This window comes from Paenibacillus sp. A3 (assembly GCF_001399685.1).
GTDB lineage: Bacteria > Bacillota > Bacilli > Paenibacillales > NBRC-103111 > Paenibacillus_G.
Genome location: NZ_JTHN01000315.1, coordinates 1 through 19,705 on the forward strand (window position 1 = coordinate 1; position 19,705 = coordinate 19,705).

The 19,705-nt window shown below is 55.4% G+C and carries 15 protein-coding genes and 1 riboswitch; of the genes, 13 read left to right on the forward strand and 2 right to left on the reverse strand.

The genetic code is table 11. The features are described 5' to 3' along the window. Nucleotides 1-114: 114 nt before the first annotated feature. The gene (locus QJ48_RS33780) at nucleotides 115-459 is read right to left on the reverse strand and encodes a helix-turn-helix domain-containing protein (protein WP_054977668.1); all 345 of its coding nucleotides are present in this window, start codon (nucleotides 457-459) and stop codon (nucleotides 115-117) included. Between the two features lie 147 nt (nucleotides 460-606). Between QJ48_RS33780 and QJ48_RS33785 the strand changes: the two genes are divergently transcribed. From QJ48_RS33785 to QJ48_RS33825, 9 genes are all read left to right on the forward strand, one after another. Continuing rightward, nucleotides 607-1,368: a class III extradiol ring-cleavage dioxygenase gene (locus QJ48_RS33785; RefSeq protein ID WP_054977669.1), complete on the forward strand. Its 762-nt coding sequence runs from the start codon at nucleotides 607-609 to the stop codon at nucleotides 1,366-1,368. A gap of 33 nt (nucleotides 1,369-1,401) precedes the next feature. Next, nucleotides 1,402-1,821 carry a DoxX family protein gene (locus tag QJ48_RS33790; RefSeq protein ID WP_054977670.1) on the forward strand — a complete coding sequence of 140 codons (420 nt, stop codon included), beginning with the start codon at nucleotides 1,402-1,404 and terminating at the stop codon, nucleotides 1,819-1,821. 184 nt (nucleotides 1,822-2,005) lie between these two features. Continuing rightward, a complete protein-coding gene (locus tag QJ48_RS33795) occupies nucleotides 2,006-4,438 on the forward strand; it encodes an EAL domain-containing protein (protein ID WP_054977671.1) in 2,433 nt (810 codons plus the stop codon). A 125-nt stretch (nucleotides 4,439-4,563) separates the two neighbouring features. Then, nucleotides 4,564-4,647, forward strand: a riboswitch (cyclic di-GMP riboswitch). A gap of 97 nt (nucleotides 4,648-4,744) precedes the next feature. After that, nucleotides 4,745-5,107 carry a response regulator gene (locus tag QJ48_RS33800; protein WP_010494316.1) on the forward strand — a complete coding sequence of 121 codons (363 nt, stop codon included), beginning with the start codon at nucleotides 4,745-4,747 and terminating at the stop codon, nucleotides 5,105-5,107. A gap of 136 nt (nucleotides 5,108-5,243) precedes the next feature. Further along, nucleotides 5,244-5,933: a metal-dependent hydrolase gene (locus QJ48_RS33805; protein ID WP_054977672.1), complete on the forward strand. Its 690-nt coding sequence runs from the start codon at nucleotides 5,244-5,246 to the stop codon at nucleotides 5,931-5,933. Nucleotides 5,934-5,951: 18 nt separating this feature from the next. After that, nucleotides 5,952-6,395: a GNAT family N-acetyltransferase gene (locus QJ48_RS33810; protein WP_054977673.1), complete on the forward strand. Its 444-nt coding sequence runs from the start codon at nucleotides 5,952-5,954 to the stop codon at nucleotides 6,393-6,395. A 157-nt stretch (nucleotides 6,396-6,552) separates the two neighbouring features. Further along, nucleotides 6,553-7,635 (forward strand): VanZ family protein, encoded by a 1,083-nt coding sequence (locus tag QJ48_RS33815; protein ID WP_054977674.1) that lies wholly within the window; start codon nucleotides 6,553-6,555, stop codon nucleotides 7,633-7,635. A gap of 177 nt (nucleotides 7,636-7,812) precedes the next feature. Then, nucleotides 7,813-9,573, forward strand: a complete 1,761-nt coding sequence (locus QJ48_RS33820) for an ABC transporter ATP-binding protein (protein WP_054977680.1) — start codon at nucleotides 7,813-7,815, stop codon at nucleotides 9,571-9,573. Beyond that, a complete protein-coding gene (locus tag QJ48_RS33825) occupies nucleotides 9,570-11,333 on the forward strand; it encodes an ABC transporter ATP-binding protein (RefSeq protein WP_054977675.1) in 1,764 nt (587 codons plus the stop codon). The genes QJ48_RS33820 and QJ48_RS33825 overlap by 4 nt, the downstream gene beginning before the upstream one ends. A 530-nt stretch (nucleotides 11,334-11,863) precedes the next feature. Here QJ48_RS33825 and QJ48_RS39310 read toward each other — a convergent pair. After that, entirely contained in the window at nucleotides 11,864-13,738 is a 1,875-nt protein-coding gene (locus QJ48_RS39310; protein ID WP_054977676.1) for an LTA synthase family protein, read from the reverse strand. 170 nt (nucleotides 13,739-13,908) lie between these two features. On the opposite strand from QJ48_RS39310, the gene QJ48_RS33835 reads away from it, so the two are divergent. The 4 genes from QJ48_RS33835 to ppdK form a co-directional block, all read left to right on the forward strand. Further along, on the forward strand, nucleotides 13,909-14,139 hold the full coding sequence (locus tag QJ48_RS33835) for a hypothetical protein (RefSeq protein ID WP_157261844.1): 231 nt from the start codon (nucleotides 13,909-13,911) through the stop codon (nucleotides 14,137-14,139). A gap of 199 nt (nucleotides 14,140-14,338) precedes the next feature. Continuing rightward, nucleotides 14,339-15,064, forward strand: a complete 726-nt coding sequence (locus tag QJ48_RS33840; protein WP_193394546.1) for an FHA domain-containing protein — start codon at nucleotides 14,339-14,341, stop codon at nucleotides 15,062-15,064. 29 nt (nucleotides 15,065-15,093) lie between these two features. Next, nucleotides 15,094-16,386: a UDP-N-acetylglucosamine 1-carboxyvinyltransferase gene (gene murA / locus QJ48_RS33845; RefSeq protein ID WP_054977678.1), complete on the forward strand. Its 1,293-nt coding sequence runs from the start codon at nucleotides 15,094-15,096 to the stop codon at nucleotides 16,384-16,386. A 986-nt stretch (nucleotides 16,387-17,372) separates the two neighbouring features. Next, on the forward strand, nucleotides 17,373-19,705 hold a 2,333-nt coding region (gene ppdK, locus QJ48_RS33850), incomplete at its 3' end, for a pyruvate, phosphate dikinase (RefSeq protein WP_054977679.1).

Below are 19,705 nucleotides of genomic sequence, written 5' to 3' on the forward strand. Positions count from 1 at the left end.
CGCTATCGCTCCTCCAGTAGATACCCCACCTCCGAATGTTTCTCTATTTCAATCAAAAACCTCTTTCTCAAAAAGCATGCAAAAAGGCGCCAAAGGGCGCCTTTTTGCATGCTTTTATTTCGTAAGCGGATCGGCCGCAGGTTCCTCATCGAGCTCTATCCAGACGCTCGTCCATTTTTCCATTTCCCGGAAGACAGGGGCCAGAGCGCGGCCTTTGTCCGTGAGAGAATACTCGATGCGAACGGGAGTTTCCGGATACACGTCCCGCTTCACAATCCCCTCGTGTTCCAAATCTTTCAATCGCTCCGATAGCAATCTTCCACTGATTTGAAGGGCGGTCTCTATGGTGCAGAACCGCTGAGGGCCCTTAAGCAGCTGATGGATAATAAGCCCGGCCCATCGCTTGCTGACGATCCGCATGCCTTTTTCGAATCTGGGGCACACTGAAGACTGATTCATATCCCGTCACCTCGCTATAGTTCTATTATACCTCACGAACAACAAAAATAATATAGTTGCGAACAAAAAATTAGTTACTTGACATAGATAAATTATCATTATATACTTACTTACATAAAGTAACCTTATTACTTAGGGGGTAGCATGATGATTCCAGCTTTATTTTTAGCGCACGGCTCTCCAATGCTTGCGATCGAGCAGACGCCTTATACCGATTTTTTGGCGAAATTGGGCGAGCAGTACGAACCCCGGGCGATTGTCATCTTTACGGCACATTGGGAAAGCGAGACGTTGACGATTTCATCGATAGACGATGTCTACGATACGATCTACGATTTCGGCGGTTTTCCGGATGAGCTGTACCAGGTCAAGTATCCGGCCAGAGGGTCCAAAGCGATCGCGGCGATGCTGGAACAAAAGCTGACGGCAACCGGCATCGAAGTCCGCACCGATTCGGCAAGGGGGCTTGATCACGGCTCTTGGACGCTGCTCCATCGCATGTATCCGAAGGCGGATATTCCGGTAGTTCAAGTATCGGTGAATCCTTATCTTGCCCCTGAGCGGCAATACCGGATCGGCGAAGCGATTCGCGGGCTGGGACGGGAAGGAATCCTGGTGATCGGCAGCGGGGTAACGGTGCACAATCTTCGAATGTTGAACTGGGGCCAGAAGACGCCGGAGCCGTGGGCGATCGGCTTCGACGACTGGCTGCTGGAGATGTTGCAGTCCGGCGATTTGAACGCGTTGTTCCAATATGCGGAGCAAGCCCCGCATGCCCGTCAGGCCGTGCCGAGAGCGGAGCATTTCGTGCCGCTGTTCATCGCGATGGGAAGCGGGGAAGGGCAAGCTCAGGTGATCCATCGGAGCTATGATTTAGGCACGCTCAGCTATATGTGTTTGCAATTTTAACGATAACTAGTCGAAAATAAGGAGAGAGAACTTTTGAATAAGAAATACGAAGTTAGTCTGCTGTTGATCCGTTTGGTGCTTGGCATTTCGTTTTTGATTCATGGAGTGGTCAAATTTCAGAGCGGGATCGGCAACATCGCCGGTTGGTTCGAAAGCATTGGTCTTCCGGGCTTTGCAGCCTATGCTGTAGGGATTATCGAGGTGGTCGGAGGAATCGCCTTGATCCTGGGCCTTGGCACACGGATCGTTTCCGCTTTGTTCGCATTGCTTATGATCGGCGCCATCGCGAAGGCGAAATGGGCCGGCGGATTTTTGGGAAGCCCTCAGATGGCCGGGTACGAATTGGATTTGGCGTACTTCGTCATGGCGCTGGCTTTGGCAATTGCCGGCAGCTCGCTGCTGTCGCTAGGCAGCCTGTTGCCCACAGGTAAATCGAAACGCGTCGATGCGTAAATAACAGATAGGAAAAGAAGCAGGTCTGCAGATCTGCTTCTTTTGCATGCTCGCAAAGATATGCAGCCTTTTCGACATCTTCAGGATATTCGAGCTATTTCGACAAAAAGATGTAGACGGTATATAGGCCACGTAGGTATAATATAGAAAAGAAAAGGATCAAATTGGAAAGAAGGTAAAGACTATGCAGCAAATGATCGGCACCTATGACTGGTTTTTGGTCTTTCTTTCCTATGTGATCTCGGTCCTGGCTTCCTATACTGCACTGGAGATAGGGGGCAGAATCAATGCGGCACGTGGACGTACCAGGTTAATATGGCTTAGCGGCGGAGCGCTGGCGATGGGGCTTGGGATCTGGTCGATGCATTTTGTAGGAATGCTTGCTTACCGGATGCCGACGGAGGTCCATTACGACGTAGCCCTTGTTCTGCTTTCGATCGTATTTGCCGTCATCGCCTCGTATATCGCTTTGGCTGCCGTCGGAGGCAGGCATTTCGGATGGCGCAATTGGACCGTGGGCGGTCTGTTTATGGCCTTCGGCATCGTAGGCATGCATTATACGGGACTAACGGCGATGAAGATGAATGCGGTCATTCAGTACCGCCCGCTGCTGTTGAGCCTATCTGTTGTTATCGCAGTGATTGCGTCCATGGCCGCCATGTGGCTGACTTTTTATTTTCGCGATGACATCGGCAGATCCCGCATTTACCGTAAAATCGGCAGCGGCTTTATTATGGGCGCGGCGATTTCGGGCATGCATTACACGGGGATGGGGGCAGCCCGCTTCATCAGTCTGGATCATATGAACTGGATGAACAACGAGCTGAGCGTCGAAACGTCGTTGATTGCTTATGTGATCGGCATGATGACGCTGTTGCTGCTGGGGATTGCGCTTGTGACGTCGTTCGTGGACAAGAGGCTTGCGTACCACGCGGCCAAGCTTCACGAAAGCGAGCAGCATTTTCAATCGTTGTTTGATTATAATACGGATGCGGTATTTTCCATTGATTTGGAAGGTCGATTCATCGCCGCAAATCCGGCGGTCGAGGCGATAACGGGCTATTCGGCGGAGGAGACCGTAGGACGCAGCTTAAGCCGCATCTCGGAGCTTTGGAGTACCGATGAGCTGAACTGGAGGTTTGCGGAATCCGTAAAGGGCATCCCCCAGAAGTTCGAAATGACCATCAAGCATAAGCAGGGGCAAGCTATAGATCTGAGCGTCACTTGCGTTCCCATTGTCGTGAACCGGGAGGTCACCGGACTGTTCGGGATATGTCAAGACATCACAGAGAAGAAGCAAGCGGAGCGCCGGATTAACGACCTTGCTTACCGGGACGATCTGACAGGGATGCCGAACCGCCGTTATTTGCTGGAAACGTTGAACGGACTGGCGGAGCCGGAAGAAGAAATCGAAAGGGCGCTTCTGGTTATCGATATCGACCGCTTCAAACTGATCAACGATTCGATCGGGCAAAAGCAAGGGGACAGGCTGCTGCGGCAGCTGTCGGACCGTCTGCACCATGCCGCCGGCGAAGGCAGGGTCATCGCGCGAATCGGAAGCGACGAGTTTGCTGTGCTGCTGCACGGGATTGCGGGAGGAGAGAGCGAAGCGGCCGCAGAAGCGCTGCAGCTTCATGAGAGCCTCCAGCGTCCCTTTACGCTGGGAGCGCACAAAGTGCATCTCAGCCTCACGATCGGCTTCGCGGTGCAGCCTGTCGCCGCTAACGGAGAAATGCTGCTGAAGCATGCCGATTCGGCGTTGTTTTATTCCAAAAAACAAGGGCGCAACCGGATCCAGGCTTATTCCTCGGAAATGGACGAAGCGTCCGAACAGAAGCTGGCGCTTGAGAACGGCTTGAGGCTTGCGCTGGAGCGGGATGAGTTCGAGGTGCACTATCAGCCGCAGGTGAATATGCAGGGGCAGGTGATCGGAGCCGAGGCGCTCGTGCGCTGGCGGCATCCTGAGCAAGGCCTCGTATCGCCTGGATTATTCATCCCGGTCGCCGAGGAAAGCGGGCTGATTCATCTGATCGGAGAGCGCGTGCTGCGCATGGCCTGCCGGCAAAACAAATTGTGGCAGGAAGCCGGCTTCCCGCCGATGCCCGTTTCCGTCAACCTGTCGAACAAGCAGTTCGAGCAGCCGCATTTGATCGAAACGATTCGGGAAGCGCTGCACGAATCGGGTCTGGAGCCGAAATATCTCGATTTGGAAATTACGGAAAGCATGATGGCTGCAGACGCGAACAATGCGGAAACGACGCTGCGCCGGTTGAAGCAAATCGGCGTGCAAGTCAGCATGGACGATTTTGGCACGGGCTACAGCTCGCTCAGCTACTTGAACCGATTCCCGATTGACAAGCTGAAAATCGATCAATCGTTCGTACGCGATATTGCCCACGGGTCCAGCGGGGCGTCGATTGTCGCTACAATTGTAGCCATGTCGCACCATCTCGGCCTGCAGGTCATCGCGGAAGGCGTGGAGACACAGGAGCAGATCGACTTTCTGCGCGACAAAAAATGCGATCTGGTGCAGGGCTACTATTACAGCCGGCCGCTGCCGCCGGATGAATTTGAACGATACTTGCAAAACATGGCCCGTTCGGCTGAGCCGGCGTGAGCCAAAACATAAGGCCTCTCAAACGTAACTCTTCAACGGCGGGGATGTTGCAAAGAGGGCTTCTTGGCGTTATACTTGTATTTTTTTTACCGGATGCTTATAATACAATTTACAATCGTTTTTTGTCACAGACATGGCAAACTTGGCGAAAGTCAAGGACGCAAAGCTATAGGGACTAAGGTGTAACACGATGTCAGCCAGCTGCCGAAGGACAAGAGGAAATAGTCGAACACGGCCTCCCTTTTGGCATTTGGGGCGGTCTTATTTTTTTGTGTATAAAAACAACGGGTTGGGGGCTAGTTCGGCGTGAAAAAAATCTTGATCGTGGACGATTCGCTATTCATGCGGATGATACTGAGAAACGTAATTCAGGAATTGGGTTACGAAACGGTAGCCGAGGCGAGCAATGGACTGGAAGCGCTGACATTATACTCTGAACTGAAGCCGGATCTTGTTACCCTTGACATCACGATGCCCGAAATGGATGGGATCACGGCACTCGAAGAGATCAAGAATATGGACCCCGACGCCAAAGTAATCATGGTGTCCGCTATGGGCCAGCAGGCGCTGTTGATTCGGGCGGTTTCGATGGGAGCAAGCGACTTTATCGTCAAGCCGTTCAGCAAGGACCGGGTCCGTGAGGCGTTAAAGAAGGCGTTTGCGAGCTAGGATTAACAACGCATAGGTGCAGCCGCGAAAGGAGCCGGCAGGAACGGTGCCTTTCTTTTTTGAGTTTCGCGTCTTCTCTTTGGTACAATAGAATTCGTGAAAGCTACTATTCGAATGAAAAGAAGGAGCTGGTCGTATGGAGATTTGGTATCATGGTCATTCCTGTGTTCAATTGACTCACGGAGGACATTCCTTAATCATCGATCCTTTTATTTCCGGGAACCGTCTGGCCACAACCAAGCCCGAGGATGTGAAGGCGGAATATGTCCTGCTTACCCACGGCCATCCCGACCATATTCTCGATACCGTACCCATCGCAAAAAGCAATAACGCAACGGTCATTGCAACGTTCGAGCTGGCGACTTACATGAGCTGGCAAGGTCTGAACACCTTCGCGATGAATATCGGCGGCAGAGCGTCGATCGGATTTGCGGAGATCGAGATGATTCAAGCGTTCCACAGCTCGGGAATCGTACTGGAGGAAGAGAAAAAGATCATCTATGGCGGCATGCCAGGCGGATATGTGATCAAGTGGGACGGGCTGACGATTCTTCACAGCGGAGACACGGCCTTATTCTCCGATATGAAGCTGATCGGTCAGCGCCACAAGATCGATCTGGCGTTCCTGCCGATCGGCGACGTCTTCACGATGGGACCGGACGATGCGGCTCTAGCCGCCGAATGGCTGGGTGCGAAAGCGGTCGTGCCGCTTCATTTCAATACGTTCCCGCCGATCGTTCAGGATGCGGACCGTTTCGCCGCCGGACTTCGGGATAAAGGCATCCAGAGCCGGGCATTGCAGCCGGGAGAAAAACTTACGTTATAGCTTGGGGGAAAAGACATCATGGATTTGAGCATCATGCCTGTACATACAGAAGAACAGCTTCGCGACTGCTTTGCCGTACGTATTCGCGTGTTCGTGGAAGAGCAAGGGGTTTCTCCGGAAGAAGAGATGGACGATTATGATGCTTCGCCAAGCGCGGCAAGGCATTTTCTGATCATGAACGGAAATGAACCCGCCGCGGCTGCCCGCTGGATCATGTACGACGGGAAGACGGCCAAGCTCCAGCGGATTGCCGTGATGAAGCCGTACCGCGGATACGGACTCGGACGTCAGATCATTCAGGCGATGGAAGAGGATGTCCGGACGCAGGACGTTGCGGCGATCATCCTGGACGCTCAGACCCAGGCAGAGGCGTTTTACGAGAAGTTAGGCTACAAAACGGTTTCTACCGAGCCGTTCCTCGACGCCGGAATCTGGCACGTGCGTATGCGCAAGGAGCTGTAAAGAAAGCAAAATTGCATGACACGCTGATGTTCGGCGTGTTTTTTTGCGTGTACAAGGTGACAATAATGTCACTCATGTAAGCCGAGTCGATGGGAAGACCGCCGTATTTTCCGTTATAATTGTTATAAAATATGACAGCATGGGTGTGAACGACAAAATGCTTCAAGCTTATTTGTTTCCAATCGGCTTCGCGCTGCAGACGTTTCCGCTGCTGGCGTTCGTCTTTACGCTGCCGTTTTTGATCGTACAGTACCGGAAATACGGCTACGTCAATAAAATACGCGTCATTGTCCTGTATTCTTTTTTACTGTATTTATTATGCGCCCTGTACTTGGTCATCCTGCCGCTGCCGGATACCCGGCATACTTGCTCCGGGACGACGGGCTCGTTCAATCAATGGGTACCGTTCCAGTTTGTTCGCGATTTTCTGCGGGAAACCGGCCTGCAGTGGAACAATCCGGCAACCTATCTTAAGGTGTTCGGGGAACGGGGGGTTCTGCAAGTAGCGTTCAATGTACTGCTGCTTGTCCCTTTGGGCGTGTTTTTGCGCTATTATTTCCGGCGCCGCATTGTGCGAACGGCGGTTACGACGTTTCTGGTGTCGCTGTTTTTTGAAGTGACGCAGGGAACGGGACTGTATGGGATTTACGATTGCCCTTACCGTCTGTTCGATGTGGACGATCTGATGCTTAATACGGCAGGCGGCCTGGTTGGTTATGCGATAGCTCCATGGTTGACGGCCTTTATGCCCAAAAGCGATACGCTGGACGAAGGCGTCGATCTGTCCGTTACGCGTGTCAGCTACACCCGTCGTTTTGTTGCGTGGTTGATCGATTGGGCGGTATTGTCGCCGTTCGTTCTATTTTTCCTGGGGCGGCATATGCTGCTTCCGATCGCTGGAGCGGTCCTCTTCTATTTTGTCGTCGTCCCATACTTGACCGAAGGCAGAACGCTGGGCAAGCGGATCGTACGCATTCGCCTGAACGGAAAGGACGGCGGACTGACGCTGCACGCGCTTTTGGTGCGCTGTGTTTCGTTGTATTTTCTCATTGGCGGTCCTAATGTGCTGTTTATCGGCGGCGGAATGAACCATCTTCCTTCGATGGTGATGATCCCGCTGCTGCTTGTCGCAGGGCTCCTGAACCTTGTTGTCGGCATTCATGCGCTGCTTTGCTTCGTACGGCGGGACCGGATGCTGTTCTACGAGCGGTGGAGCGAGACGAAGCATTCGATCACATAGTAAACCAATCTTGAAGATGGCCTTGAGGCGCCGTTGTTGAAAACGGCACCGCGGCTGTCTTTTTTGTTTGGGCTGGTTTGGAAATTTGGTTATAATTGTTTTTTCTTTTGGAAATGGATGGCCGAACAAGTGTTTCCTGTGATAGAATGTTTGTACGATAAAGGAGGGACGGAAAGGTTGAAGAAAGCAATGCGAAAAATACCGGTTCGTGAATACGCCCTCTTGTTGAGCCGCTATCTGAAGCCGCAGCGCAAAAGCATGATTTTGCTGGCCGTCCTGCTCGTAAGCGGTATTGCCATGCAGCTGGTGAACCCGCAAATTATCCGTTATTTCATCGACACGGCGCAGTCCCAGTCAAGCACCAGGCCCTTGCTTATCGCAGGGGGTCTGTTCATTGTCGTCACCCTGATTCAACAGGTTGTTGCCGTGGCCGCAACGTATGTAGGCGCGAATGTCGGGTGGCTGGCAACCAATCAGCTGCGCGGTGATGTGGCGGATCATTGCTTGAAGCTCGATATGACGTTTCATAAGTCGCAAACATCCGGTGCGATCATCGAACGGGTGGATGGGGACATCAACAATTTGTCTAACTTCTTCTCCAGCTTCGTCATTACGCTGCTGAGCAATCTCGTGCTGGTGGCGGGGATGCTGGTGCTGCTCTTCCGGGAAGGGTGGCTGATCGGCGTCGGCATGCTCTTTTTCGTCGTGTTCGCGATGGTTGCCATCCAATATATCCGGAAGTTTGCGGTGCCTCATTGGGGGAAGCTGAGACAGGTGAGCGCGAAGTTTTACGGCTTTTTGGGCGAGCACCTGGAAGGGACGGAGGATACGCGAGCCAACGGCGCGACCGGGTATGTGATGCGCCGGTATCACGAGCTGCTGCGCGAATGGCTGCCGGTGCGCGTGCGGGCGTTTCTCGGTTGGGCGTCGATGTGGATCACGACCCTGATCGTGTTTGCGATCGGCAACGCGGTTGCGTTTGCGCTGAGCTTTTATTTGTGGAAAAAGGGGTCGATTACGCTCGGTACCGTGTACATGATCTTCTACTACACCGAGCTAATGGCCAAACCGATCGAACAAATCCGCACGCAGATGGAGGATTTGCAAAAGGCGGACGCCAGCATCGTCCGGGTGAAGGAGCTGCTCGAGACGCAATCGGTGATTCAGGACGGACCGGGTACGCCGGTGCCGCAGGGAGCGCTGTCCGTGGCGATCGAGGGCGTCCGCTTCGGCTACGAGGCGGACAGCCTGACGCTGCAGGACGTGAGCTTCCGCTTGGAGCCGGGGCAGGTGCTGGGCTTGCTCGGCCGGACGGGCAGCGGTAAAACGACGCTGGCGCGCCTGCTGCTGCGTTTCTACGATCCGGGAGAAGGGCGGATTGTTCTCGGGGATACGGATATTCGCGAGGCGAAGCTGCAGCAGCTGCGCAGCCGGGTCGGGATGGTGACCCAGTCGATCGAGCTGTTCCAAGGGACGGTCCGCGACAACCTGACGTTCTTTGACGAGACGATCTCCGACGAGCGGGTGGAACAGGTGCTTCGGGAGCTGGGGATGGAGTCGTGGCTACGTTCGCTGCCCGGCGGCTTGGATACGATGCTGGAGTCCGGGGGCGGAGGCTTGTCGGCAGGCGAGGCGCAGCAGCTGTCGTTCGCCCGGGTGTTCTTGTCCGATCCGGGACTCATCATTCTCGACGAGGCGTCTTCCCGTCTGGACCCGGCGACCGAGCAGCGCATCGAGCGGGCAATGAACCGGCTGCTGCTGGGCCGGACCTGCATTATTATCGCCCACCGGCTGGCGACCATCCAGCGGGCAGACCGCATTCTTATACTCGACAACGGTCGTATCGCCGAGGAGGGAGACCGGGCAAGGCTCGGGGCCGATCCGGATTCCCGCTACAGCCGGATGCTGAAGGTCGGAATGGAGGAAATGCTGGTATGACGACCTTTTCTTTTTTATGGCGGCTGACGCGTTACCGGTTGGGGCTTTATATTTTGAACGCGCTCGCTTGGTCTTTGATTTACTTGGCCCCGATCGTTCCCGGGCTTGTAACGAAGGCGTTCTTCGACGAGCTGTCCGGTCATTCCGCCTACAGCTTCGGAATTTGGACGCTGGTCCTCTTTCTGCTGATGGCGGCGTTGGCACGGGTCGTGCTGATCGTGTTCGGCTTTATCACGGACGTCCAGTTCCGTTTCCGCGTCGCGGCGCTGCTGCGCCGGAACCTGCTGCGGCATGTGCTTAAAGAACCGGGGGCGCGGGCGATTCCGATCTCGCCGGGCGAGGCGATCAGCTCGTTCCGGGACGATGTCGAGCAGGTGGAGGAAACGGTCAGCTGGTCGGTGGACTCGTTCGGGCTGACGCTGTTCGCTGCGGTATCGTGCTACATTCTTATTCGCATTAACGCAGAAATGACGCTTTGGGTGTTTTTGCCGCTTGTTATCGTGGTCACAATCGCTCAATTGTCGACGACAATGCTGCAAAAATACCGGGCGGCGAGCCGGGAAGCGACAAGCCAAGTTACCGGGGCGATCAGCGAAATGTTCTCTACGGTGCAGTCGATTCAGGTGGCAGGCGCGGAAGACCGGGTCATCGGCCGCTTCAAGCGGTTGAACGACCAGCGCCGGGAAGCGATGCTGAAGGATCGGCTGCTGAGCACGACGCTCGAATCGATTTTCTCCAACGCGGTTAATTTCGGCACCGGATTGATTTTGCTGCTGTCCGCGCAATCGATGCGGGACGGCAGCTTTACGGTCGGCGATTTCGCGCTGTTCGTTTATTACCTCACGTTCGTGACGCAATTCATCCAAAATTTCGGGAAGTTCATGACGTACTTTAAGCAAAGCACGGTTTCGAAGGACCGTCTGGTGACGCTGCTGCAAGGGGCGGATGAGGAAAGGCTGACGGAGTACCATCCGCTGCATTTGCGGGGAAGCCTGCCGGAGATGGACGAAGGGGCTGCGGTTACCGGCGGCCGGACCTTGGAGATGGTGGAAGTGCGCAGCCTGACGTACCGCTATCCCGAAACAGGCCGGGGGATTGAAGGGATTGACCTGACGCTGCCGAGCGGTTCGTTTACTGTCATTACCGGACGGGTCGGCTCCGGCAAGACGACGCTGGCGCGCACGCTGCTTGGGCTGCTGCCCATGCAGGCGGGAGCTATTCGCTGGAACGGGGAGCCTGTGGCGAAGCCGGACGACTTTTTCATTCCGCCGCGCAGCGCCTATACGCCGCAAATCCCGCGGCTGTACAGCGATACGCTGGAGAACAATATTTTGCTCGGCATGCATGCCGAGCCGGAGCAGCTTGAGCGGGCTATCCGCTCCGCCGTGTTGGAACAGGATCTGGGGTATTTGCCGCATGGCCTCGACACGGTCATCGGGCCGCGCGGCGTAAAGCTCTCCGGCGGGCAAGCCCAACGTACCGCAGCTGCCCGGATGTTCGTACGCGATGCGGAGCTGCTTGTCTTCGACGATCTGTCGAGCGCGCTAGACGTCGATACCGAAGGAAAGCTGTGGGAGCGGCTCAAAGAACTGCGGCAAGGCGCGACCTGCTTGGTCATTTCCCACCGCAAAGCGGCGCTGGCCCGGGCGGACCGCATCGTCGTCCTGAAGGACGGGCGCGTCGATGCCCAAGGCACGCTGGAGGAGCTGCTGGAATCGAACGCGGAGCTGCAGCGGCTGTGGCACCGCGGCGAGGCGTAGAAGGGGCCGGTTGAGGCTAGGTACGTTTTTGGGAGGACGCTGCGCTTCGGCCATTTCCCGGGCAAGCGCAGGAATCGACACGCTTCTGCAGTGCGGAGGAGTATGAAAAATGCCCGAACCATTGCGGCACCGGGCATTTAGATTGTGGCAAAACCGATGTAGTTTTTCAAGGACATCGGCATAGTTTGAGCTACTTTCTGGACAGCTCTGCGGTATTTTTTGCAGAGGATGGAAATAGAGCATCGTATTTCCGCTAATGGCAGTCGGGAAGAGATGCTTTGGGAAATAAAGGAACTCAGATGCGCAATGTGCCCCGTTTGGGCGGTGGTGAGGAATTTCGACATGTGTAGAGCATCTGAGTTCCTCTATGATTTTGTGATGGCTTGATTTACCTCCGATAGCGCATTTTGGATGCGCTTTTTTATATGGGCTACTTCAGTTGCATGATTCCGGGTGAGTATGTATTATTGTCTAATAACAAGCCGAGGATAGGCCATCCGATTCGTAAGGGGATGTTGTATCCTCGGCTTTCAATGCTTCTTCACTTGTACGGGCACCTTTACGATTCGCGAGGCGGCCAGCACCCGGTTCTTGGAATCGACGACGCGTACTTGAACGTTAAGTGTTGTAGCATTAGCCGTCAAAGCCTTCGGCAAGTTCACGCTAAGCGAGGATTCACTCTGCCAAGTTGTCTGCTGCGGTTCGCCGTTGATGAAGACGGTGCAGCCAAGGCCGTATCTTCCGCCATGGACGGTAAGCTGCGATCTTCCGAAAGCATCGCCTCCGACGGTTAGGGAAGCGGGGCTTACCTGTTCGATCAGCGGTTCGCCGTAGCCGAGGATAAACGGCTTCCCTATCGTATCGCCGCCTGATGCGCGAGTACCACTAGTTGTTCCATTTGCATCTCCGCCAGTTGAGCCAGCCCAACCCGTTGCACCACTAGCGTCGCTATTACCCGACGCGCCACTTGTGCCGCTGTCCGCCGTCTCAGCGCTACCTGTCGCGTTTCTCGCATCCCCGTTGTTCGCATCAGCACGGCCAGCTGCTTTACTCGCATTGTCATTACCTGCCGTGCCACCTGCGCCGCTGTCCGCCGTCCTGGTTCCACCTACTGTTCTACTCCCGTCTCCGCTGTCGCCCCCAGTACCGCCGCCAGCTACGTTACTCACGCCGCCACTGCCTGCCACGCTTGCGGTTCCGCTGCTTGCAGCTACCTGCCTCTCCAGCTCCAGGATGGCCTTCTGCCGATCCTCATACTGCTTTACCAAATTCACGTCGATGTTCATCGCTTTATAGTACGTTTTCGGCGGCAGCACCGGCATTTTTCGGTAAAGGTCGGACAAATAGTCCGTGTACGGACTGCCCGGCCGCTTCGCCAGATTCAAAACGTATGGCCCGAGAAACGACGGGCTCATATGCAGTTCCTCTTTCGCTTCCTTCGGCAAGTAGTTGCTCCAGATGACGACGGGAGTGTTGTGCATTTTTTCCAAGAAGTCAGGGTCGTCCTCGCCGCTGATGTAATTCGATTCCTTATAAACCAACAGCTTTTCCAAGGAAGGGAGATGGTCGCCGAAAAATACAATGATCGTCGGTTCCTTCAACCTGCTGAAATGCACAACCAGCTCCTGCAGCGCCCGGTCGGCACCCGACAAGCCTTGCGCATACGTCTCGGCAATGCCCGTGGTCGCGTTGGACATATGACTTTTCACTTCGATATGGTTCTTTTTAAACTTGCCTGGCCAGTAATGATAATGGTTTTCCATCGTATTGGCAAAAATGAAGTCCGCGCCGGGACTTCGTTCGGTCTCCTGGATGATGCGCCGCACGACGGCGTGATCTCCGATGTACGGGCCGACATATTCGTCCGGATTGAAGTACTCCAGACTAATGAAGCGCGAAAATCCGAGGTGCTTGTATACTTCCGAGCTGTTGAAGAACCAATGGTAAAACGGACTGATCGCCGTCGTCGTATACCCTTGTCCCGCTAACAGGCTGGCCAGCGAAGCGGTCGGCTGCTTGATGTATTGCTCGTACGGAGTGGAATCCTCCGGAAAAAAGCGCATCGAATGCCCGGTCAGCACTTCCAGCTCGACGTTGGCCGTACCGCCGCCGAACATCGGGGAAAGCAGGGTGCCGTGGGTGAATTTCTCCTGCAGCGCATGGAACATCGGCGCCGGGTCCTCGCTGAATTTCAGGCTTTTGATTTGGGTGATGTCCCAAAACGCTTCGCTCAGCAGGATGATGATGTTCGGGGCCTTTTGCAGATCTTCGGGCGACCAATCGGTTTGAATTTCAATCTCGGGCGGCGGCAAAGGGGCGGGAGGTCGAATGTAGCCCGAGGCTTGCAACATAATAAGAAGAAATAAGCCGCAGGTCAGAGCCGTAAGGCGAAAAAACAAAGGCATAGGCGGATCTCCCGTTTGAATGCGTTTTCGTTAAAGTAGTGCTATTATACCATGGACATTCGTCTTGTAGATAGTGCGGCGGCGGCGCATCAGGGGAGTTGTAGAGCTGCATGATTTATTTTACTGTATTATTGATAATCATTCTCAATAAAAAAAGGCTGGTGAATGCCATGAAAGCTCAACCGGTTAAGTCCGTGACAGAGCAGCCGCTTGCGTTCGCCCTACGGGAGATCCGATACGCAGAGAAGGCCTCCGAATGGTCACAAGATTCGGGAGCCGAGGAGCTTCGGCTTACATCAGGCATGCTGCTACTTATTTACAGGCGGCAAGGGACGTCTGCACCGGAACGGGCGGACGGAGCGGCTTTTTTACGGCAAATGCCTGCTTTTGTCCTTGAATAAATCTGATGATGAACGGATCGCTGTCCGCTTCCCGTAAGGATCCTTCGGCGAAGCGGGCTTTTTTATGTCCGTTTTTCCCTGACAGGGTCGTATTACCGAAATATAACCGATCCGTCAGCGAAGCCTATTTTCCTTCAAGGCCGAAATAAGCTATGATGATAGGAGGTCAACTTTATTTTTATCGACCGCATAACGATGCATGACCGCTGTGCAGCACTCGGAGGGAACGAAACTGGATACTTTCGCTTGTCTTTATGTGATTCGCGGAGAGCCTTTCCGCTCGGGGACGTGCCTTAATCTGACCGCCGCCGAAACGGTTATCGGCAGGGCATCGAACTCGTATTCTCCGGACTTCGCTTTTTCGAACGCGTTTATTTCCCGTAAACATATAGTGATCCGCAAAGAAGAGGAGCGTGCGGTTCTGTACGATCTGGGCAGCACGCACGGCACGGAAATCAACGGTGTGATCGTCGAACCGAATCAACCGTATCCGCTGAAATCGTTTGATATCATCAAGCTGGCCAAAGGGATGACGGTACTGCATTTTTCGTATCTTTTCGCCGATCAGACGCTGGAGTTCGAGCCGCTCAGCATTACGCAGCGGTGGGACGAACCTCACGGCCCGCTGACGATCCATTGGGAGAAACGGGAATGCGTAGTTGACGGTAAGCGGATTGCAATGTCCGAGAAAGAGTTTTTGCTTATTCAACTGTTGTACGATCATGCCAATCGGCTCGTGCCGATTGCCGAAATCAAGCAGGCCGTATGGTCGGAGCGCTCGGTCGGCGAGGACGGGGTTCCGGATGTAACGATGGACGAATTGAATGCGCTGGTGTACCGGATTCGCAAAAAATACGGCAAAGACACCTTCCTCATCAGTGCGGTTCGCGGCAGCGGATACGTGCTGGAGCTTCATAACAAATAACGACATCATCGGAAAGTGGGTAAGGGTCAATGAGATGGATTGAAGTGGAACCTGCCGGCCCGCTGAACGGCTGCGTACATATTCCCGGTTCTAAAAACAGCTCGCTCGCCTTGTTGGCCGCCGCCTCGCTGGCGGACGGTCTGGTGACGCTAGAGGGCATTCCAAATATCGACGATGTGAAATTGATCGCCCAGATCGGCAAAGACATCGGCCTGACGATCACCCGCCGCCCATCCGGCGAAATTGTGCTGGATCCGCGTTACATCCACAGCGCGATCATCGATCCGGGCAAGGCGTCCGCTTACCGGGCGTCCTACTATTTTGCCGGAGCCTTGCTTGCCAAATTCGGGCGGGTGACGGTCGGGTTTCCGGGCGGAGACAACTTTGTCTCCAGGCCGATCGACCAGCATATGAAGGCGTTCCAAGCACTGGGCGCGACGGTGGAGTTCCGCGAGGATCATTATATTGTAGAGGCCAAAACGCTGCGCGGGGCGGACATTTATTTCGATACCGTGACATCGGGCGCTACGATCAACGCCATTCTGGCGGCGGTCCGTGCTCAAGGCCGGACGAATCTGTATCATGCCGCAGTCGATCCGGAGGTCGTCGATACGGCGGCGTTCCTGAACTATCTGGGCGCGCGCATTTACGGCGCAGGGACGGACCGCATACGGATCGAGGGCGTGCCATACTTAGACGGGGGAAGGCATACGGTGATTCCCGACCGGCTCGTTGCCGGAGCATTCCTGATGAGTGCGGGCATCACCGGCGGTACCGTGACCGTGAAGGATGTCATTCCCGAACACCTCGGGGCATGTATCGCCAAGCTCAGTGAGGCCGGGCTGGAGATGGATTGGGACGAAAACAGCATTACCGCTCGCAGCACCGGGCAGATCCGTGCGACCCGGGTCCGCGCGACGATGTATCCGGGCTTCGCTACAGATCTGCAGCAGCCGATGACGGCTTTGCTGACGCAGGCCAAAGGCAAGAGCATCGTTACGGAACGGGTGTACCCGAACCGGTTCAGTCACGTGCCGCAGCTTCGGCGCATGGGAGCGGAGATCGAGGTCCGCGGAGAGAGTGCTTTTATCCAGGGCGGACGGCCGCTTGTCGGCGATTGGGTGCATGCGACCGATGTACGCGCGGGCACGTGTTTGGTGCTGGCGGGCCTCGCAGCCGAAGGCTGCACGCGCATTACGGGCGTGGAGCATCTGGAGCGCGGCTACGAGGACGTCATCGGCAGCTTCCGCGCACTGGGCGCCAAACTGTCGCTGCATGAGCGGGAGACGGAGCAGGATGGCCGTGCTGCCGGGATGGCGTGACAAGATAATAGAAACGGATGGGCAAGCTTTAAATTGCCTCAATATTGTAACGTTGCACCTCTCTGCGGAGAGGTTTTTTTGCTGTCCGCCAACTTGTGCGGATAGGGTCTGTCGATAATCGTAAGAAGGCACCGGAACCCGCCAGTAGCCGCCCGGAACCTCCACGGAACCACCGAGAGCCTCGGCGGGGCCTCCTCTCACTAATGTCTAGATCGAGCGCGAGCAAAATAGAAGCGGAAAAGTTCCTCTAAATCAGCTTTTTGACCTCCTCCTGCAAATACAGAGGAACTCAGATGCGCTAAATGCCTGATTTTAGCCTTACTATATATATTTCGACACACATAAAGGAACGTACGTTCTCTATTCTGGAAACAGGCCATCTAAGACAAAAATAGCACACGGCAGTTCCGCTATGTTGCCGAAATAAACAAAACCATCAGACTCGGTAAAATAAGGTTTAGACGGACTATCGGTTATGAAACGATGGGGTTATTGATTATGTGATGCTTCATTGATTTTCGACAGGATTGCAATACCAACGAGAAAAGCAGTCATGATAAAAAGTGCATAACCTACCCATCGCAAGCTTAAACCGCATAATGCTGATTTTGAGCGTATGAATAGCAATCCCGCACCTATCAACAACGTGATAACTATTCCAAAACTGGCCAAATAAATACCCTCCCATAGGTCCTCTTCTTTTCTAGACGTTAATTATGCAAGCTAAGTTTCGATATCCTCCCGCCCGTTCGCATCATCTCCAACTTGGTCTGCAATTTTACCGGACACCGTTATTTTTCCGTACGGGCCCGGGCGCCGCAGATGCCGCGAATAAATAGTGTGTATTAAATATAAATAATACATACTATTTACAATGGAATAAAGCTATGATATGTTTTATACATCATTAAACATCCACAACGTTCCATGTGTGTACTCGCGGTCTGCGTGCCGTAGGTTCTAAAATGACGGGAGGATTATCAATCATGCAAAGTGTAGTGCCGTTTCATTCGGGTCATGCTGGCTTGAAGCAGCTTCTTGGCGGAAAAGGGGCCAATCTTGCAGAGATGACGAACGCCGGTTTGCCGGTGCCGCCGGGCTTTACCATTACGACGGACGTGTGCCGCTCCTATTATGAAGCGGGCATGCAGCTTCCGGCGGGGCTGATGGAGCAGGTCCACCAAGCGATGCGGGAGCTGGAGCAGGCGAAGGGCCAAGGCTTCGGCGATCCGGCCAAGCCGCTGCTCGTGTCCGTCCGGTCGGGTTCGGTGACTTCGATGCCCGGTATGATGGATACGATTCTCAACCTGGGCTTGAACGACGAAACGGTGCAAGGGCTTGCGGCATTGACCGGCAATCCGAGATTTGCGTTCGATTGTTACCGCCGTTTGATCCAAATGTTCGGTAACGTCGTGTTCGACATCGAAACGTATCAATTCGAACGGCTGCTGCATCACCTCAAGCAGCGGTTAACGGTAAGCCAGGACAGCGAAGTGAGCGCCGAAGGCTGGACGGAGCTGATCGGAGAGTACAAGGCAGTGATCCGCAAGGAAGCGGGACGCGAGTTTCCGCAGCAGGTGGAGGAGCAGCTCACGCTGGCCGTTGAAGCGGTATTCCGTTCGTGGAACAATGCGCGGGCGAAGGTTTACCGCAAGGTGCACCAGATTCCCGACGAACAAGGGACGGCCGTCAACATTCAGACGATGGTGTTCGGCAATATGGGCAGCGATTGCGGGACAGGCGTCGTGTTCACGCGAAATCCGTCTACCGGGGAGCCCGTGCTGTACGGCGAATACTTGATGAACGCGCAAGGGGAAGACGTCGTGGCCGGTGTGCGGACGCCTGTTCCGATTGCGAAGCTCGGCGAGGAGATGCCGCTTGTTTTTGACCAGCTCGTGCGGACGGCGGAGAAGCTGGAGCGGCATTATACGGACATGCAGGATATCGAGTTTACGGTTGAGCAAGGCAAGCTTTACTTGCTGCAAACGCGTAACGGCAAGCGAACGGCTCAAGCTGCGGTCAAAATCGCCGTCGATCTGGTGCGCGAGGGCGTGATCGACACCGGCGAAGCGGTCAATCGCATCGAGCCGTTTCATCTGGATCAGCTGTTGCACCGCGCGATCGATACCGACAAGCCGCTGCATGTGCTGGCGGCCGGCCTGCCGGCGTCGCCGGGAGCCGCATCCGGCGTCGCGGTGTTCGACGCGGACACGGCCGAGGCGTGGGCCCGCGCGGGGCGCAAAGTCATCCTCGTGCGCTCGGAGACGACGCCGGAGGATATTCACGGCGTGCTGGCGGCCGAAGGCGTGCTGACCAGCCGGGGCGGCATGACCAGCCATGCGGCGGTCGTTGCCCGCGGGATGGGCAAGCCTTGCGTCTGCGGATGCGAAGCGCTGCGCTTGACGGAACGCGCCTTTGCCGTGACGACCGCTGACGGAGAAGCCGTCATGGTATGGGAAGGCGACGCGCTGTCCATCGACGGCGCGACCGGACGTGTCATCCTCGGCGAAGTCAGCTTGCGCGAGCCCGAGCTGACGGGCGAGCTGGAGCAGCTTCTCGCCTGGGCGGACGAGATTCGCACGCTGGAGGTGTACACGAACGCCGATACGCCGGAGGATGCGGCCAAGGCGCGAAGCTTCGGCGCCGAAGGCATCGGGCTGTGCCGGACGGAGCATATGTTCATGAGCGCCGAGCGGGTGCCGGTCGTGCAGGCGATGATTTTGGCGGAGACGGAAGAGGAGCGGGCGGAAGCGCTGGCGAAGCTGCTGCCGATGCAGCAGGAGGACTTCGAGGGCATTTTCCGGGCGATGGACGGGCTGCCGGTGACGATTCGCCTGCTCGACCCGCCGCTGCACGAATTTTTGCCGAACATGGAGCAGTTGGTCGTCGAGCGCGAGCGCTTGAACGGCCAGCCGGACGCGGATCCGGAACGTAAAGAGCGCCTGGAGAAGCTGCTGCGCAAAGTCAGGACGCTGCATGAGATGAACCCAATGCTCGGCACCCGGGGCTGCCGTCTCGGACTCGTGCTGCCGGACATTTACGAGATGCAGGTCGAGGCCGTCTTCCGCGCCGTGCTCAGTTGTCTGCGTGAGCAGCTCGATGTCCGGCCGGATATTATGATTCCGCTGGTCGGCCATGCCAACGAGCTGCAGCGGATGCGCGAGCTCGTGACCCGCAGGGCGGACGAGGTGCTCGGCGAGTTCGCCCGCACGTTCAGCTACCGCATCGGCACGATGATCGAAGTGCCGCGGGCCGCCGTTACGGCAGGGGACATTGCGCAGCATGCCGATTTCTTCCCGTTCGGCGCGAACGATCCGAC

Excerpts from the sequence above, each read along its gene's own strand:
- QJ48_RS33780 (WP_054977668.1), bottom strand. The coding sequence starts at position 459 with ATGAATCAGTCTTCAGTGTGCCCCAGATTCGAAAAAGGCATGCGGATC.
- QJ48_RS33785 (WP_054977669.1), top strand. The coding sequence starts at position 607 with ATGATTCCAGCTTTATTTTTAGCGCACGGCTCTCCAATGCTTGCGATC.
- QJ48_RS33795 (WP_054977671.1), top strand. The coding sequence starts at position 2,006 with ATGCAGCAAATGATCGGCACCTATGACTGGTTTTTGGTCTTTCTTTCC.
- QJ48_RS33805 (WP_054977672.1), top strand. The coding sequence starts at position 5,244 with ATGGAGATTTGGTATCATGGTCATTCCTGTGTTCAATTGACTCACGGA.
- QJ48_RS33810 (WP_054977673.1), top strand. The coding sequence starts at position 5,952 with ATGGATTTGAGCATCATGCCTGTACATACAGAAGAACAGCTTCGCGAC.
- QJ48_RS33815 (WP_054977674.1), top strand. The coding sequence starts at position 6,553 with ATGCTTCAAGCTTATTTGTTTCCAATCGGCTTCGCGCTGCAGACGTTT.
- QJ48_RS33825 (WP_054977675.1), top strand. The coding sequence starts at position 9,570 with ATGACGACCTTTTCTTTTTTATGGCGGCTGACGCGTTACCGGTTGGGG.
- QJ48_RS39310 (WP_054977676.1), bottom strand. The coding sequence starts at position 13,738 with ATGCCTTTGTTTTTTCGCCTTACGGCTCTGACCTGCGGCTTATTTCTT.
- QJ48_RS33835 (WP_157261844.1), top strand. The coding sequence starts at position 13,909 with ATGAAAGCTCAACCGGTTAAGTCCGTGACAGAGCAGCCGCTTGCGTTC.
- QJ48_RS33840 (WP_193394546.1), top strand. The coding sequence starts at position 14,339 with ATGACCGCTGTGCAGCACTCGGAGGGAACGAAACTGGATACTTTCGCT.
- murA (WP_054977678.1), top strand. The coding sequence starts at position 15,094 with ATGAGATGGATTGAAGTGGAACCTGCCGGCCCGCTGAACGGCTGCGTA.